The organism is Desulfogranum marinum, assembly GCF_016918565.1.
Taxonomy (GTDB): Bacteria; Desulfobacterota; Desulfobulbia; order Desulfobulbales; family Desulfobulbaceae; genus Desulfogranum; species Desulfogranum marinum.
Genome location: NZ_JAFFQD010000001.1, coordinates 332,544 through 348,807 on the forward strand (window position 1 = coordinate 332,544; position 16,264 = coordinate 348,807).

Sequence of the window (16,264 nt, forward strand, 5' to 3'; positions counted from 1 at the left end):
AAACCACTCCCGCTCACCGAGATGTATTCTATTAGGATGCTCATCGGCCGGGATTTGGATTTTTAAAGCACAACAGCTTTTTCTTCAGTTCCACTTGCCCGGAAAAAAGACCAAACCTTTTTTCCGGGCAATGCTGGAAACAACGTCCCGATCTCCCGAAATTACATCAATTTGCCGTTTACCAGAAAATGGACCCAGATACTCGCCGCATATCCCAAGGCAATTGCCGGTGCCCATTTAAGGTGCCCAAAGAAGGTGTATTTCCCTCGAGCCTGCCCCATCAGGGCAACGCCTGCAGCGGAACCTATGGACAGCATAGAACCGCCGACTCCTGCGGTTAAGGTAACGAGTAGCCACTGGCCGTGAGACATATCAGGCATCATAGTTAACACTGCAAACATTACAGGAATATTATCGACTATGGCTGAAAGAACTCCAACCAGGATATTAGCTGTAGTTGGCCCGAGATCAAGGTACATAAACTGTGAGACAAGTCCCAGGTACCCCATAAAGCCGAGGCCTCCAACGCACAGTATTATACCGTAGAAAAAGAGCAAGGTGTCCCACTCTGCGCGGGCAACTTTGGTAAAAACATCGAACGGTACTATCTGGCCAATACGCTCTTCGGCTTTTTGAGGATCATAGGTCGCAGCATTTTGCTTATGCGTTTTGTTGAGATAGTAGCCGAATATTTTGAGAAGCGATAATCCTGCCATCATACCAACCATAGGTGGCAGGTGCAGGAAATTATGAAAACTCACCGCTGTAGCAATGGTCCAAAGAAAGAGTCCGATAATGATGAGTGCGCCTCGTTTGAGCTCAATTTGCTCGGTGCTCGCTTCCGGCTGAAGGTTGGGGACAGCAAAGTGCATTATCGCTGCAGGAACAAGCCAGTTCACGACGGAAGGGATGAACAGAACCAGAAATTCCTGGAATTGAACTATACCTTTTTGCCAAACCATCAGGGTGGTTATGTCTCCGAAGGGGCTGAAAGCACCTCCTGCATTGGCTGCAACAACTATATTGATACAGGCCAGGAGGATGAATTTATTATTCTCTTTACCGATTGCCATAACAACCGCACACATCAGAAGGGCTGTCGTGAGGTTGTCTGCAATCGGTGAGATAAAAAATGCAAGTAGACCTGTAATCCAGAACAGTTTGCGAAAGCCGAAGCCTGCATTGACAAGCTTTACACGCAGAGTCTCAAATACCAGCCGTTCTTCCATGGCGTTAATAAAGGTCATTGCAACCAGAAGGAACAGGAACAGTTCGGCATATTCAAGTATGTTATGCCTGATGGCGACCTCCGCCACTCCAGTAATACCATTCATAGCGTATATCAGGCCGATCATTCCCCATATGATACCGGCTGCCAACATTACCGGTTTTGATTTTCTCATATGGGTTACTTCTTCCATCATGACAAAAGCATAGGCAACAACAAAAACTACTATCCCGATATAACCAACCCAGTGGCTTGTGAGTGATAGTATTTCCTGAGATCCACCTGGAGAGGAGGCCGCTGAAGCCAGCCCCAGAGTGATGAGTAACGTCAACATAAATGCCGACAGGCTGAAAAGGTACTTTTTGTGCATGTTCTACTCCTCTTGGTTACATGTAAAATAAGCCGGCTGGCGCCGGCTTGGTTTAAGCTGATATATTGTATTTACCCGCTAACAGCCGGGATGATCGTTTCCATACCCATCATAGGCCAGATAACCGCCACGGCGAGCCAGGTTACAAGCATCAAAAGGATTGACGCTGGAATACCATACATGGCAAACTCACCAGTGGTAAATTGTTTCGAGTTATAAGCAATGGCGTTGGGCGCAGCACCCACCAGAAAAAGAAAAGGCATTCCTGCTACAACCAGTGAAGAAAACAGGATTACTTCGCCTGCCACACCGAGGTAGGGTGCAATAACTAATGCAACCGGCAGGGAAATAGCAATGGCAGCTACGTTCATGATGAAATTGGTCATCATCATTACAAAAAAGGCCATCCCCAAGATAAAAAGCATTGCTGGTGCATCAGTGAACAGCTTCAGCCAATTTACGGCCAGCCACTTGGCTGCACCGGTCTCCCAGAGACAGAAGCCAATTGACATGGCACCGGCAAACAGCAGGATAATGTTCCACGGGATCTCTTCCAGATCATCTATGTCGAGGATATTTAGCATGAAAAATGCCACGGTCGAGCAGAGCATGATCCCGGTTTTGTCAAGAGAGGAGAGTGCAGGGATGAAGTTCTTGAGAGCGATAAGTATAATTGTCGCAAGCACGATGGTTACTGTCAGGATTTCCTTACGACTCCAGGCTCCCAATTCCGCATACATTATTTTTGAACGTTCCTTGAGGCCTTCGATTACAGCTTTTTCCGGCTTGAAAAAAATCATAAAAAAGCCCCACAGCAGAAAAACCATGATCCAGCCTATGGGGAACATATACATCGACAATTCAAAAAAGCTGACATCAACATTCATGATGTCCTTATAAAACCCTAAAGCCACCGCCCCCCTGGCTGCTCCCAGAAGGGTGACGATACTTCCAGCTCCGGCTACATATGCCATCCCAATAAAAAGCCCTTTCCCAAAACGTGTCGGCTCATCGCTGTCTGCATACAGAGCGTGTATTGCCATCAAAAGAGGAAACATGGTTGCTGCGACAGCTGTATGGGCCATAAGATGAGCAAGAGCAGCAGTCATAACAAAACAGCCCAGGTATATCATGCTGGTGCGCTCGCCTACTATGGACAACATTTTGTAGGCAAGTCTCTTGGTGAGGCCGGTTTTGGTAAAGACCATCCCTATGACTATGGAGCCAAAAATGAACAGCACTGAAGGGTCCATAAAGTCTTTAAACGCGACACTTGGTGAGCGAATCAGGAAGAGAGCCTGCAAAGTGCCGATAAAGATACTCGTTACACCAATGGGCACTACCTCAAAGACCCACCAGGTGGCAGCCAAAGCAAATATTGCCAGTGCCCCTTTAGCCTCTCTACTCAGCTCAAAATTGGCACCCAAGGGGTCAATGGCGTCAGGCCATGGAGGCGACCAGTAAATTATTGAAAAAAACAAAATCCCCAAAAACATTAAAAAGAATCGTTTGTAGTCAATCGGACCACTTACTTCCCGTGCTTCCGTTACAGTTATCTCGCTCATATTAATACCTTTTTTACGCTATCATAATATTGTTAATCCAAATCACATGGTGCAGTAGCTGCCAAGTGCCCGGAAGATGTCAGTCACCCTGACCGCACCAAGCAGAATCCCGTTTTCAGTAACGGGTAAGGTTCTTTCCTGGTCCTTTATTATTATCTCAAGAGCATGCAGTATATGCATGGAGGCATCAATGGATCGGTGTGGTTTGTGCATATACTGTCGGACCGCTACTGCTGTTTGCCTTTTGCACTCCACACGAAAATGATCTTCGAGCAGGATCGACAGGTCAGTATGGGATTGTTTTTTACCGACGAAAACCTGCTTCGTGGAATTGCCCAGGATCGAGGGAAAAAAACTTCTCAGTATACTGGCAACATCGAGCATACCGACCAACTGATCATCACTGTCAATTACCAGTAGCTCTTTGTAGTGAAGGTGCCGGTTGTCTGAGGAGCTATGAGCCAGTATAAGGGCCACAGCATTGCCAATAGGCTCGTCCTCTCGAATGCTGGGGTACTCGTCTACTGGGATCATGATTTTTTGGACATTGAGGTTTTTACTATGCATGACTTCTCCGTAGGTTACATTGCTCTTTATAATCTGCTCACCATCAGGCTCAGCGTTCTGTACAAAGTATCAACCTGCATGAAGCAAAACGCATTCCATTCCGGATTTTTTAAGCTTTTACGCTTTTATATTAACTATATAGACTCACCACTAAATCTTTTTCACTTGCAAATATCAGCCCTCCAACAAACGATACTGTTACTTTTTGTTACATTACGTTGCTCAACGGGTTAACTCTTCACAAAATACGTCTAGTCACGCCAGGACGCTTACTCTTCTATATACTTAATAATATGAAATTATTGACTCAATGAACAAAACTACTCTTCAAGCTTTAGAACAAAATGTTACTTAATGTTACTTATCGTTACACAGCGCAACATTTCATCCCCCCTGAACTTACCCATCACTCACAAGAATAGCTTAACAAATTGATATTGCTTACTTTTACCACACAGGACAGATATGGCACGGTTAGTGCTTTTAAGCTGGAAAGGATGCTGTATCAACCCATTATCAATCAGTTAATATGCTCAAGGAATTTCAAAGAGGTAGGTCATGTCATCAATCGCCATATTCCCATGTCGCCACACTCCTGCTGAAAACATTGCCAATGAACTAGCCAGCAGGCTTACCCTGAAAATATATACTGACGAGAACCTGATAACAGACACTGCCGCCACATCCGGCGTCAGCGAAGACAAACTAAGAAACGCAATGTTCGGCAAGACTTCAGTGTTTAACAAGTTTACACTAGAAAGAGAGAAACTGATCAATATGTTCAAGCAAACATTGCACCAGAGACTCGACAGTACAGATCAGTATCTATTTGAAGGGTTTCTTACTTCACTCATCCCCTCCAGCATCAATCACGTTCTTAAAGTTTTGATTGTCGCTTCCCAAACGGATCGTATTTTTTACGCCGTTGCTAGTGGAATGAGCGAAAAACAGGCACAAAAATCCAGAAAAGAATTTGATAAATCGGCCTATAGCTGGACAGATTTTCTCTTTAATAAGGAGGCCTATGAAACCTCCCTGTACGACCTGGTCATCCCTGTCGAGCAAAACACTGGAAAAGAATCAGATAAAGCAATCAACGTGCACGACAGTGTAACTCCTGTAGGTCGGAAAACTGAAGTAGAGCTGGTGGATGCAATTATAAAGTGTTTTCACACAACTTCTGTATTACGCACCTATGCGTCGCAGCAAGCAGTCAGCGACATGCTGACGGAGACAAAAATTGAACACAATCTCCTCGAAAAAGGCCATAAAGTTGATATACTTGTCGTAAAAGGAGATGCAACTCTGACCATTCAGGAAGATGTTTTTAATTTTAGAAAACTTGAAGAGGAGCTTTCTCAGCTGGCTCGTCAAGTGGAAGGTGTGGGTAAGGTCACCGTCAAGAAAAGCCCCAGTGCGAAAAATTCTATTTACCGACGGCAAAAGTTCGAACTGCCGTCCAAGGTGCTCTTTGTTGATGATGAAAAAGAATTTGTAAAGACAGTATCCGAGCGACTAATCAGCCGTGATGTTGGAACCTATTGTGTGTTCGACGGCGAGGCTGCACTTGAAGTGGTCAACGAGGACCAACCAGATATTATGGTGCTTGACCTTAAAATGCCCGGTCTTAATGGGGTTGAGGTACTGCGCCGGACAAAAGAGCTTGCTCCGGAGGTTGAAATAATCATTCTCACAGGCCATGGCACCATGGACGACATGCAGCAGTGTATGGAGCTAGGTGCATTTGCCTACATAAATAAACCTGTAGACATCGAAGAGCTGTCTGCCACAATAAAGGCTGCCGGTGAAAAAGCCGCTGCGGCTGTCGACAAAAACGGTACCCCAAAAAATAGGCTATAAAAGGAGATGAAAGTGGATAAAAAATTTCACGCGAAAGTACTTCTGGTGGATGACGAGGAGGATTTTACCGATGCCCTCTCCAAGCGGCTTGAGGCTCGCAATCTTAAGGTAATGGCCGTCAACTGTGGCGAGGACGCAATCCATATGGCTAATGAGCACTCCTTTGACGCCATAATATTGGACCTTGCCATGCCAGGCATGGACGGCCTGGAGACATTACAGCAAATTAAAGCTAAGCACCCTGATGCAGAGATTATCATACTTACCGGCCATGCCTCTGTTGAAAACAGTGTCAAGGCTATGAAAATAGGGGCAGAGGACCTGCTGGAAAAACCGGTCGATATAGCTGACCTGCTGAACAAGATTGAAACAGCCCATAATAAACGGGTTGTTATCCTACAAGAAAAATCCAAGGAGGAAATTGAAAAAATTCTTAAAAGTAAGGGTTGGTAAAGTAATCGATCCGCCGGTTGCAGGAGCTTGTTCCATGAACAGCATATGGACAAGTAAAACCGGACTTTTTTTGACGAACCGGCAGTAAATGCAAGAGGTACAATGTTTACTCCAGACATAAAATCCCTGCTTGAAGGAGTACCATCTCCAGCCATGGTTCTTGACGATATGCTCAGAATCGTTGACATGAACCGACTCATGGAGGCAATGAGTGGCCACGTTATAGATGAGGTGCGGGGCATTCATGGTGAGCTGGTGTTGCGCAGCAATGTGGGCAACAATAGGGATCGCCTTTTCAAAGCAGTGCTGGAAACGGGGGAACCGGTAGCTTCGGAAGGGGATATTCTCAACTGCTATCGACGCAAGATCCCTGTGCATTGTTATATTTCGCCTCTTGCAAACAGAAAAAATAACAGGAGAGGCTTGTTTGTTGTCACAGAATTGGTCCAGCTTGATGAGGTTAAAAAAGACCCGACCAACAAAATTTTTTCCTTGAATGAAATAATTGGTTACAGCCCCAAGATGCAGCAGGTTTTCGATAAAATACCACTTATCTCACAAACCGATGCATCTGCGCTAATTACGGGTGAGACTGGTACAGGTAAAGATAAAATTGCAGAAATAATCCACAACCATTCACCCAGATCCAGATTTCCCTTCATTAAAATTAACTGTGGCGCCCTTCCTCTAGGCCTTCTCGAGTCTGAGCTATTTGGTCATACAAAAGGGGCTTTTACCGGAGCAACACGCAACAAGGCGGGGATGTTTAAACTGGCTGACCGGGGCACGCTCTTTTTGACAGAGATCGGTGACATGCCTCTACCGTTACAGGTAAAACTACTTTCCGTGCTGGACGATAGACAATTTTTCCCTATTGGCGGAGAGCAGAGTATCAGTGTAGACGTACGAATTATCGCAGCAACCCATCGCTCACTTCAGGAGCAGGTGAAAAAGAAAAAATTTAGAGAGGACCTCTTTTATCGCTTGAATGTGCTCTACGTACACCTGCCGCCCCTGCGCGAAAGAGAGGTCGACATCCGTTACCTTGCTGACCATTTCCTGGAAAAATTTACAGCTGCCCTGAGGAGTAATATAGTTGGCTTTACTTCTGAGGCCATGGATTCGCTACTCAGTTACAGCTACCCAGGGAATGTCAGGGAGATGAGTAATATTGTTGAGTATGCCGTAAACATGTGCAAAGAGAAGAAAGTTGGCCTGGAACATCTGCCGGGTTATATCTTTGAACCAATCCCGGAGGCTCCCGCTGAATCTCACATCAGTGACGATGAGAATTTTTACGAGCAACCACAGCAGGATACAACGGCGCAACCCAGCCCTTCAATGGTTTTGTCTGAACAAAAACAGGAGAGCTGGAACGATATTGAGCGCCAGATGATCATTGATACCCTAAAAGAGTATGGTGGCAGCAGAAAGAAGGTAGCATCCCATCTCCGATGGACTCGGATGAAGCTGTGGCGAAAGATGAAAAAATACGGCCTACTGGCCTAATTTCGAGCGCTACATGACGACTCTATCAATTTACCATTGATTAATATGAACCGAGGTTTCTAGTGTGCATAAATTAATGATTCCCATTCAAGGCGATTTTGTCGCACCCAGGTTCGATCTGGCAACCGAGGTTCTCATTGCCAGATATGAAGATGGTTCACTGCTCGGAGAACCTAAGACTATAATCATGGAACGCCCATCGGATGAAGAGCTATGCCATATGATTATTGAAGAACACATTACGGCTATGGTTTGCAATGGCATTGAAGAGTTACATTACAACTTTCTGGTCTGGAAAAAAATAAATGTGCTCGATGGCATTATCGGCGACTGGCAGACCGTCCTTGAAAAAACACTTAATGGTACACTGCAGCAAGGTGCGGTGTTTTACCCAGACAAGAAAGAAACATCCTCTTATAAAACCCAATAAGCGCGAAACTGTATTTCCCAAGCTGAGCCCCAATGCCTTTAAAGTTTTTTTTTGATCTCCGGCTGAAAAAGAGAAGTTACAAACAACCAGGGCAACTCGCCTCCACTCAGGATCTGTCGCCGGGATGTATTGAATAGTATTACATTACCATTTCCCTTCTTACTCATACTCAAATTCAGTTCAAACAATGGGACCCTTTCCATCCGTTGATCGTGTATATGCAGCATGCCCCGATGTTCAATGGCATGTGCTTGTAACACACTAAATATAAATAAGACTTTTTTCTCTTTATGGAGAAGTCAGCTTCTAACTCGAATTTCTCATGAACACTTTGTCATTTTTGAAAAAATATTTTAGTAACTGTTCAGTGGAGAACTAAAAGCTGACAATTTCCCCCGACCTGCAACTGCTCAGCAGTGCTCAAAATGTTCACAAGCTGACCGATTAGCAGGTAAGCCCCGAACTCGATACATTGGCATGCTGGGAGGGCAGATCGTGGAGAGAGGTAAGCGCAGACTCCGTGGGGTGCTGCTGAACAGTTACCTATTTTTTTCAAAACGATACAGTGAAAATCAATGCGATTTAAAGAGAGCAGAATGTTCATGAGAAATTCGGGTTAGGATGAAAAAGAGTGTATGATGCTGTCCTCACAAATAAAAGCAGCCTTAATTGAAATCGTTGGCGCAGATCGTTTTAAAGATGATCCGGTCGCCATATCTGCCCACTCATACGACGCATATATTGAAGAAGCCAGTGCATGGGCCGTTGTTTTTCCAAAAACAACCGAAGAAGTTTCAGCAATCATGCAAGTGGCAAGTGAAGAGAAAGTTCCGGTCACGGCCCGAGGGGCCGGTACGAACCTCAGCGGCGGTTCCATTCCGGCTGAAAAGGGGATAGTGCTCTGCCTGACACAGATGAACCGGATTGTAAATATCGCACCTGAAGACCGTTATGTCGTGGTGCAGCCGGGGGTTATAAACGGGGACCTGCAAAAAGCGCTTTCGAGCCATGGGTATTTTTTCCCTCCGGATCCAAGCAGCTTCATGATCTCAACCATCGGCGGGAACATCGCGGAAAATGCAGGGGGACCCAGGTGTCTGAAGTACGGGGTAACTGTCGATTATATCCTGGGGCTTGAGGTGGTTCTGGCATCCGGTAAAGTGATCCGGATGGGTAGCCCTAATGTCAAGGATGTCACAGGATACCGGCCTGCCGGGCTTTTTTGCGGTTCCGAAGGAACCCTTGGCATTGTTACCGAGGCTACCTTGAAAATCGTGCCCGCACCCAAAGCGGTCAGAACCGCCATGGTGGTTTACAATAACTTGAATGACACGGCAAAAACCGTTTCCCAGGTGATCCGTCAGGGAATTTTGCCGGCAGCCATGGAGTTGATGGATAATGAGGTGATCAATCTCATTGAAAATCACATGAACATAGGTCTGCCGCGGGATGCAGAAGGCATCTTACTGGTGGATGTGGACGGGCCCGAAGAACAGGTTGAAAAAGAAATTCATGAAATCGGTCACATTGCCAAAAACAATGGCGCAGGCAACATCGTGATTGCACACAGCAAAGAACAGGCCGATGAACTCTGGAAGGGAAGACGTACGGTATACGGGCTTTTAAGCCGGTTATCCCCGACCACGATTGTTGAAGATGCCACGGTTCCGGTCAGCAAAGTCCCTGCCATGATCCGGGGGTGCAGAAAAATTGCAGAAGAGTTTGATTTGAAGATCAGTATTGTCGGCCACGCCGGTGATGGGAATCTGCATCCTACGATTTCCACCGACATCAACAACAAGGAAGAATGGCAGCGGGTGGAAAAGGCAATTGAAAAAATTTTTGAACTGGCCCTGGAAATGGGAGGGTGCCTTTCCGGAGAACATGGGATCGGGCTTGCCAAAAAATCATTCCTTCCAATGTCTATGAACCTGGATACCATTGAGTTCCTGCGTACGGTCAAAAAATCCGTTGATCCGGACAATATATTAAATCCTGGCAAGTTTGTATAAAAGGGGTAAATGAATCTTCATCAATGCGACAGGACCGAGGCCCAGGAGTGTGCAAGATGCGGTATTTGCCTTGAAAAATGTCCGGTTTACCAGACGACCTTGGATGAAACCGTGAGTCCACGATCCAAGGTGCAGCTCAGCCGTTTTGTGACGGAAGACAAACTGAGCTTGTCTGATCCGCTCAATGAGGTGTTCTCAAAATGCCTGATGTGCGGCACCTGCACTGCAGGTTGCCCGAGTTCCCTTGCGCATGACCTTCTCTTTATGAAACTTCGAAGTGCTTTGTCCTCAGAGCTTGGAACCACGTGGCCGCTACGCATCATTTATCATCTGCTCAGCGATCAAAAAAAACTTAAATTTGCCGCCGGTGTCGCAAGATTTGGCCGCAACAAAGTGCTGAAGGGACTGTTTCGTGATGTGGATATTGGCGATTACAATCTTAAGCAGGTGCCAAAACTCAATGCTCGTCCTTTCCTGGATCAGATGCCCGAGACCAATACACATGTGGGGGCTTACCAGGGGACGGTTCTGTATTTCACCGGTTGTGCCACCAATCATATATTCGAGGATACCGGAAAAAGCATCGTCCGGGTATTAACAATAATGGGGTATGATGTGGTGATCCCCAAAGACCAGGTCTGCTGTGCTTTGCCGATATTTATCCATGGCGAGACCGACAAAGCCGCCTCCAATATCGAAAAAAATATCAAGCTGTTCAATCAGGACGATGCGCTGGCTGTTTTAACGGATTGCGCCACCTGTGGTTCCGCACTGCGACATGGGTATGGGGCTCTGCTCAAATCTACAGGGCGCCCTGCAGAAGAGGCGGTGTCCTTATCCAAAAAAGTATTTGATGCCTCCGAATTTATTGCCGACCATTTTGAGTTGCTAGCGCCTCATTTGAATGCGAATGCAACAGCTCAACCTGTCACCTACCACAATCCATGCCACCTGAGAAACGCTCAGGGGGTTCAAAACAAGGTTGAAAAGCTGATTGCAAAACTGCCGAGCATTGATTTCCGCCCGTCCGTAGATGCGGATTCCTGTTGCGGTGGTGGCGGGTCCTTTGCCTATGAACACCCTGATATTGCCGGAAAGATTGCCGCCAAAAAGATACAACATGCAAAAGAAACCGGTGCCCGGCTTTGGGCCACGGGATGTCCCGGATGTCATTTGCATCTCAGGCTGCATCTGAAACCAGATGATCCTTTGAAAATGGTTCATCCCATACAGCTGGTAGATGAGAATTTGTAACTGCTCACAGGAACCCACGGAGTCTCTCTTCGGTCGCTTACCTGCTGCCAATCGTGCTAGTTCAAATCTGGGCCACCTGTGACCAGTTACCTGCCTGTGGCATGAAAAACCAAGGAGCTGCAAACCCTGTGATCAGTTACGAGAATTTAACCGCATGAGTTGACACGGGTACAAAATACGGATAATAACCCATTTCAGTTTAGTAATATTTCTGTAACTGTTAACAGGCACTCCACGGAGTCTTCCGCTGGTCGCTTACCTCTTCAGTCAAGCTTGATTCCCCGCATGGGCCAACGATAACGAAGAATCACGCCTGGCCAAATCTGTGGGACATGAAAACAGTTACGGTTTGGAGGATATCAATTACGCCCAGTTAAACTCCCGTGAGTAATTACATATTTTGATTGTAGTGCCGGCCAAATTAAGAGATGCCGCTATGCCGCCGCATGAAATAAGAATGGCATCAAATTTAACAAACAACACTGGTGAAAGGAGCTAAGGAGGATGAATCAGGTGAAATTCAAAAGGGTAACACCAAAAACGTTCAGCAGGCTTATGGACACGGGGCTGATCATGGCCCTGGCATTTGCCTTCTTAATGGGCGGGGCCGGTCCGGCTCTGGCTAAAAAAGTCTTGCTTAAGGTGCCCTGTTCGGTGCCTTTCAGCGTGCCGGTGCTGGGTGATGACATCATCGGCTTTATCGCCGACCGGATCAACAGCACCAGCCAGGGCACCATTAAAATGCGCCTGTATGAACCCGGCAAACTGGTTCCCCCGCTGGAAGTACTGGACACAGTGAGCAGCGGTAAAACCAACGCCGGTTACACAGCCGCGTTCTATTATGCGGGCAAAAATCCAGCAAGTGTACTGTTCAGCTCCTTTCCCTTTGGCCCGGAACCCGCTGAATACATTGCCTGGTACTACTATGGAAATGGTCTGAAGTTGTATCAGGAGATGTATGACCACTACGGTTACAATGTTAAAGTGCTGCCTGCCGGAATCATCAGCGCGGAGACCTCGGGCTGGTTCACCAAACCTATTAACTCTCCTGAGGACCTTAAAGGCATCAAAATGCGCATCGCGCTGGCATTGGCGGCAAAGTCGTGACAAAATTAGGGGTGGCCGTCACCATGCTGCCTGCAGGTGAGATCTTCCAGGCCCTGGAAAAAGGGTTGATTGATGCCACGGAATTTTCCCAGCCGGTGTGCGATGTTCCTTTGGGCTTCCACAAGGTTGCTAAATACAACTATTTTCCCGGATGGCACCAGCCCTCCACCGTGCAGGAACTGCTGATCAACAAGGACGTATGGAATCAGCTGGATGACCAGCAAAAGACATTGATTGAAACTACCTGCATGGCCGCGACCCTGTACTCATTGGCCCTGAGCGACGGCATGCAGGGCAAAGTGCTTCGCGAAAATAGCGAAAAGCACGGCGTCAAAACAATGTATTGGTCTGACGAAATGCTGACTGCGTTTGAAAACGCATGGCTGGAAGTGGCTGCCGAGGAAGCCGCCAAAGACGAGATGTTCAATAAGGTATGGAAGGATATTCAGCAATTCCGCGCTGACTATAAACAGTGGGCCTCAGTGGGCTTTTTGCCCCGCCCAGAACCCCCCACCGCCAAGTAACTACTAATCGGGTACGCTAAGCGATCAGGAGGCTGCCTCGGAATACCCTTTTAAAATTGCTATTCCGGGACAACCTCCTTGCCCCCTGTCTGCCTGATCGCCCTTAACCCTGCCTGATGAAAGGACGTTTCCCATGAACGACCCCACAGCCCCGCAGAGGCCCCACAGCCTCTTTATATTTGTCAGGGGGATAGAAAAGCTGGTTGTCTGCATTGGTAAGACTGTGGCCTGGCTCAACCTGCTGCTGATTGGTGTTATTCTGGTTCAGGTAAGCATGCGTTACATTTTCAATTATAACTCGGTCGCCCTGGAAGAGCTCCAGTGGCACCTGTACGGTGTGGGCATCATGATGGGCTTGTCCTATGCTCTGACCACCAACAGCCACGTCCGTCTGGACCTTTTCCACGCCAGGTTCAGCCGTACCACCAAGGCATGGATCGACATGGTGGGTCTAATCATCCTGGTGCTGCCCTGGTGCTATGTGGTGATCAGCCATGGGATGGACTTTGTAGCCGCTGCATGGCGGGTGAGTGAACGCTCCAACTCCCCTGGTGGTCTGTGCTGTTACTGGATCATCAAATCTGTGTTACCCATCAGCTTTGGTCTGTTTTTTTTGGCAGCCCTGGCCCGCATTGCACGGGCTGTACTGTATATAACCGGCAGCATAGAAAGGAATCAGCAGCATGGAGCCTAACGATATTCTGGTCATCGCCATGATGCTGACCTTCATAGGTCTACTGTTCACCGGGTTTCCCATTGCCCTGATTCTGGGGGGAGTGGCCATGCTGTTTACCCTGGTTGGCTATCTTTCCGATATGTATCTGGACACCATGACCGGTCTGGATTTTATGGCTATCGGGATGGTGGTCAACCGCATGTTTGCCACCATGAGCAACTGGATCATGGTGGCGCTGCCCATGTTTATTTTCATGGGCCTTATGCTGGATCGTTCCGGCATTGCCGAAAAAATGATGCACAGCATACAAGCGCTTTTCGGCAAGGTGCGCGGGGGGCTTGCGGTTACCGTCACCCTGATCGGCATTATCCTGGCGGCAAGCACCGGTATCATAGGTGCATCAGTGGTACTTTTGGGGCTCTTGAGCCTGCCGGTCATGCTCAAGCAGGGGTACTCCAAGACACTGTCCATCGGCACGATTTGCGGCGCAGGTACGCTGGGCATCCTGATTCCCCCCAGTATCATGCTGGTCATGATGGCCGACCGTCTGGGCCTGTCTGTGGGCGACCTGTTTATGGGCGCACTGTTTCCTGGCCTGCTTTTGGGCACTCTTTATATTGTTTATATTTTAGTCCTGGCACTGATTAAACCAGGTGAGGCCCCCCTGCCGGAAGCCCAGGCCGACACCAGGATGGATGTCTGGCTTGTACTCAAGGTGCTGTGGACCTGTATTCCACCTGTCATACTTATTTTCACGGTGTTGGGCAGCATTTTTTTCGGGGTTGCCACCCCAACGGAAGCCAGCGGCATTGGTGCCGTGGGCGCGTTGGTGCTGACCGTGGTTAACAGGCGAATGAGCCTGACCGTTCTTAAAGAAGTGGTGTATCAAACCTTCAGCACCACGGCCTATATTTTTGCGATCGTACTCGGAGCCACCTGTTTCGCTCTGGTGCTCAGGGAACTGGGCGGAGACGCGTTCGTTGAAAATGCCTTAACCAGTCTGCCGTTGGGCCCTTATGGTTTGGTGGCTGTTATCCTGGGTGTGGTCTTTCTGCTGGGATTTTTCCTGGACTGGATTGAGATCACCTTGATCATCCTACCGCTCCTGGCGCCCATCGTGCCCAACTTAGGGTTGGACATCGGCCACTGGCCCCATCTGGATAATCCCACCCTGATCTGGTTTGCCATCCTGGTGGCAGTAACCCTGCAGACTTCGTTTCTCACGCCTCCGGTGGGATTCGCACTTTTCTATCTTCGCGGGGTGTGCCCCCCTGAGATAGAACTGCGCGATCTTTACAAAGGGGTGATTCCCTTTATCATACTGCAGGTCATCGGCCTTTTGCTGGTGGTTTTCTGGCCCGAGCTGGTGTTGTGGCTGCCTTCTGTGGCGTATCAGTAAAAATCAGATCATAACAAACAAAATCCTGATGCGTTTTCAGAGTACCTATCCAAAAGTTTCTTGCAATGTCGGTAGATTTCATCACTCAACTCCAGTTAAAACTTTTTGAACCCCTCTTTTCATTTGCACCATCCGAGTTTCCAGGTCGCCGGTGTATCCCAAAGCAATCCTGAGCAGTCCTGGTGATAAGCCCATCTTCTGCTGGTCTTCAGTCTTGATCTCGGAAGATGTGGAGGAGCCGGAGCAGCTGATCAGCGTATCGAAATACCCAAGGGAAACGGCAATCATGCCAAAAGATTCTTCGTTCTGCAGTACATCCATCAATTCTTCCGCTTTTTCCCGTGTTCCACAGTCAATGGTCAGAATGCCACCTAAGCCATATCCGTCATTGCCTAATTCCTGAGCTTTTTCATGTTGGGGATGCTCCGGTAAGCCGGGATAGCAAACCTTGACGTCCATCTGTTTCAGCATTTGCGCCATTGCTTGCCCTCTTCTACTGTGCTCCCGCATACGGATGGGAAGATGTGGGATCCGCTGCAGGATATCAAAAGCTACCCGAGGATCCATAGTCGGTCCCAGCAGCATGATTCGGCCGGTATGCAGATCCATTAAATCCTGGATAAAGGACTTATCTGCGCAGACCGCGCCTGCGATTAGGTCACTGGCCCCGTTGATGTACTTTGTCAACGAATACACCACCACATCGGCACCGAGGATCTTGGGCGTAAAAATCAGCGGTGAAAAGGTATTGTCTACCACCAACTTGATATCCCTTTGGTGTGCTGTTTCTGCAAGCGCAGGGATATCAGCAATTTTAAGGGTGGGGTTACCCATGGTTTCCGTGTAAATCACTTTTGTTTGTTGCGTCATTGCAGCTTTAACCGCTTCAAGATCCGTGATATCAACAAAAGTTGTTCTGATATTCATCTGGGGTAAAAGGGATTCAAAGAGAGCATGGGTCCCTCCATATATACTTTCACTGGCCACAATATGATCGCCGCTGTTACATATTTGCAGGATAGTACAGGATATGGCTGACATGCCGCTGGCTGTGCAGATTGCGGCTTCAGTACCTTCCATGGCGGCAAGATAACGGGACAGAACATCTACAGTAGGATTGAAATGGCGACTGTACAAGAAACACCCACCTTGTTCAGGGCCTCTGAGACCAGCAAAAATTTCCGGCATGGTTTTGGGGTGCATGACCGTAAATGTAGAAGACCTTGAAATGGATGGGGCAACACCGCCGTGTTCTCCGAATTCTCTACGCGCTTTTAATAGTGCATGCTCAGGGTTGTAAGCTTCCATAG

At 47.7% G+C, this 16,264-nt stretch carries 12 protein-coding genes and 1 pseudogene; 9 read left to right on the forward strand and 4 right to left on the reverse strand.

The annotated features are described in order from the left end of the window. Window positions 1-161: 161 nt before the first annotated feature. From nhaD to JWH17_RS01465, 3 genes are all read right to left on the reverse strand, one after another. Window positions 162-1,598: a sodium:proton antiporter NhaD gene (gene nhaD / locus JWH17_RS01455; RefSeq protein WP_232370811.1), complete on the reverse strand. Its 1,437-nt coding sequence runs from the start codon at window positions 1,596-1,598 to the stop codon at window positions 162-164. Between the two features lie 71 nt (window positions 1,599-1,669). After that, a complete protein-coding gene (locus tag JWH17_RS01460) occupies window positions 1,670-3,163 on the reverse strand; it encodes an SLC13 family permease (RefSeq protein ID WP_205220773.1) in 1,494 nt (497 codons plus the stop codon). Window positions 3,164-3,205: 42 nt separating this feature from the next. Then, window positions 3,206-3,730, reverse strand: coding sequence for a CBS domain-containing protein (locus JWH17_RS01465; protein ID WP_205220774.1), 525 nt, complete (start codon window positions 3,728-3,730; stop codon window positions 3,206-3,208). Between the two features lie 558 nt (window positions 3,731-4,288). Here JWH17_RS01465 and JWH17_RS01470 point away from each other — a divergent pair. The 9 genes and pseudogenes from JWH17_RS01470 (at window position 4,289) to JWH17_RS01515 (ending at window position 14,954) form a co-directional block, all read left to right on the forward strand. After that, window positions 4,289-5,590, forward strand: coding sequence for a response regulator (locus JWH17_RS01470; protein WP_205220775.1), 1,302 nt, complete (start codon window positions 4,289-4,291; stop codon window positions 5,588-5,590). A gap of 6 nt (window positions 5,591-5,596) precedes the next feature. Then, window positions 5,597-6,043: a response regulator gene (locus tag JWH17_RS01475; protein WP_205220776.1), complete on the forward strand. Its 447-nt coding sequence runs from the start codon at window positions 5,597-5,599 to the stop codon at window positions 6,041-6,043. Window positions 6,044-6,145: 102 nt separating this feature from the next. After that, a complete protein-coding gene (locus JWH17_RS01480; RefSeq protein ID WP_205220777.1) occupies window positions 6,146-7,552 on the forward strand; it encodes a sigma-54 interaction domain-containing protein in 1,407 nt (468 codons plus the stop codon). A gap of 64 nt (window positions 7,553-7,616) precedes the next feature. Next, a complete protein-coding gene (locus JWH17_RS01485; RefSeq protein WP_205220778.1) occupies window positions 7,617-7,982 on the forward strand; it encodes a NifB/NifX family molybdenum-iron cluster-binding protein in 366 nt (121 codons plus the stop codon). A 635-nt stretch (window positions 7,983-8,617) separates the two neighbouring features. Further along, window positions 8,618-9,994, forward strand: a complete 1,377-nt coding sequence (locus tag JWH17_RS01490; protein WP_232370812.1) for an FAD-binding oxidoreductase — start codon at window positions 8,618-8,620, stop codon at window positions 9,992-9,994. Window positions 9,995-10,003: 9 nt separating this feature from the next. Continuing rightward, on the forward strand, window positions 10,004-11,248 hold the full coding sequence (locus tag JWH17_RS01495; RefSeq protein WP_205220779.1) for a (Fe-S)-binding protein: 1,245 nt from the start codon (window positions 10,004-10,006) through the stop codon (window positions 11,246-11,248). A gap of 573 nt (window positions 11,249-11,821) precedes the next feature. Further along, window positions 11,822-12,879: pseudogene (locus JWH17_RS24510) on the forward strand (TRAP transporter substrate-binding protein). A gap of 133 nt (window positions 12,880-13,012) precedes the next feature. Further along, entirely contained in the window at window positions 13,013-13,573 is a 561-nt protein-coding gene (locus JWH17_RS01510) for a TRAP transporter small permease subunit (protein ID WP_205220782.1), read from the forward strand. Then, window positions 13,563-14,954, forward strand: coding sequence for a TRAP transporter large permease (locus JWH17_RS01515; protein ID WP_205220783.1), 1,392 nt, complete (start codon window positions 13,563-13,565; stop codon window positions 14,952-14,954). Before JWH17_RS01510 ends, JWH17_RS01515 begins: the two co-directional genes overlap by 11 nt. Window positions 14,955-15,035: 81 nt before the next feature. Here JWH17_RS01515 and JWH17_RS01520 read toward each other — a convergent pair whose 3' ends face one another. Then, window positions 15,036-16,262, reverse strand: a complete 1,227-nt coding sequence (locus JWH17_RS01520) for an aminotransferase class I/II-fold pyridoxal phosphate-dependent enzyme (protein WP_205220784.1) — start codon at window positions 16,260-16,262, stop codon at window positions 15,036-15,038. Window positions 16,263-16,264 lie beyond the last annotated feature (2 nt).

Bases quoted from the DNA above. Each gene is read 5' to 3' on its own strand.
- nhaD (WP_232370811.1), bottom strand. From the start codon at position 1,598: ATGCACAAAAAGTACCTTTTCAGCCTGTCGGCATTTATGTTGACGTTA.
- JWH17_RS01460 (WP_205220773.1), bottom strand. From the start codon at position 3,163: ATGAGCGAGATAACTGTAACGGAAGCACGGGAAGTAAGTGGTCCGATT.
- JWH17_RS01465 (WP_205220774.1), bottom strand. From the start codon at position 3,730: ATGCATAGTAAAAACCTCAATGTCCAAAAAATCATGATCCCAGTAGAC.
- JWH17_RS01470 (WP_205220775.1), top strand. From the start codon at position 4,289: ATGTCATCAATCGCCATATTCCCATGTCGCCACACTCCTGCTGAAAAC.
- JWH17_RS01475 (WP_205220776.1), top strand. From the start codon at position 5,597: ATGAAAGTGGATAAAAAATTTCACGCGAAAGTACTTCTGGTGGATGAC.
- JWH17_RS01480 (WP_205220777.1), top strand. From the start codon at position 6,146: ATGTTTACTCCAGACATAAAATCCCTGCTTGAAGGAGTACCATCTCCA.
- JWH17_RS01490 (WP_232370812.1), top strand. From the start codon at position 8,618: ATGATGCTGTCCTCACAAATAAAAGCAGCCTTAATTGAAATCGTTGGC.
- JWH17_RS01495 (WP_205220779.1), top strand. From the start codon at position 10,004: ATGAATCTTCATCAATGCGACAGGACCGAGGCCCAGGAGTGTGCAAGA.
- JWH17_RS01510 (WP_205220782.1), top strand. From the start codon at position 13,013: ATGAACGACCCCACAGCCCCGCAGAGGCCCCACAGCCTCTTTATATTT.
- JWH17_RS01515 (WP_205220783.1), top strand. From the start codon at position 13,563: ATGGAGCCTAACGATATTCTGGTCATCGCCATGATGCTGACCTTCATA.
- JWH17_RS01520 (WP_205220784.1), bottom strand. From the start codon at position 16,262: ATGGAAGCTTACAACCCTGAGCATGCACTATTAAAAGCGCGTAGAGAA.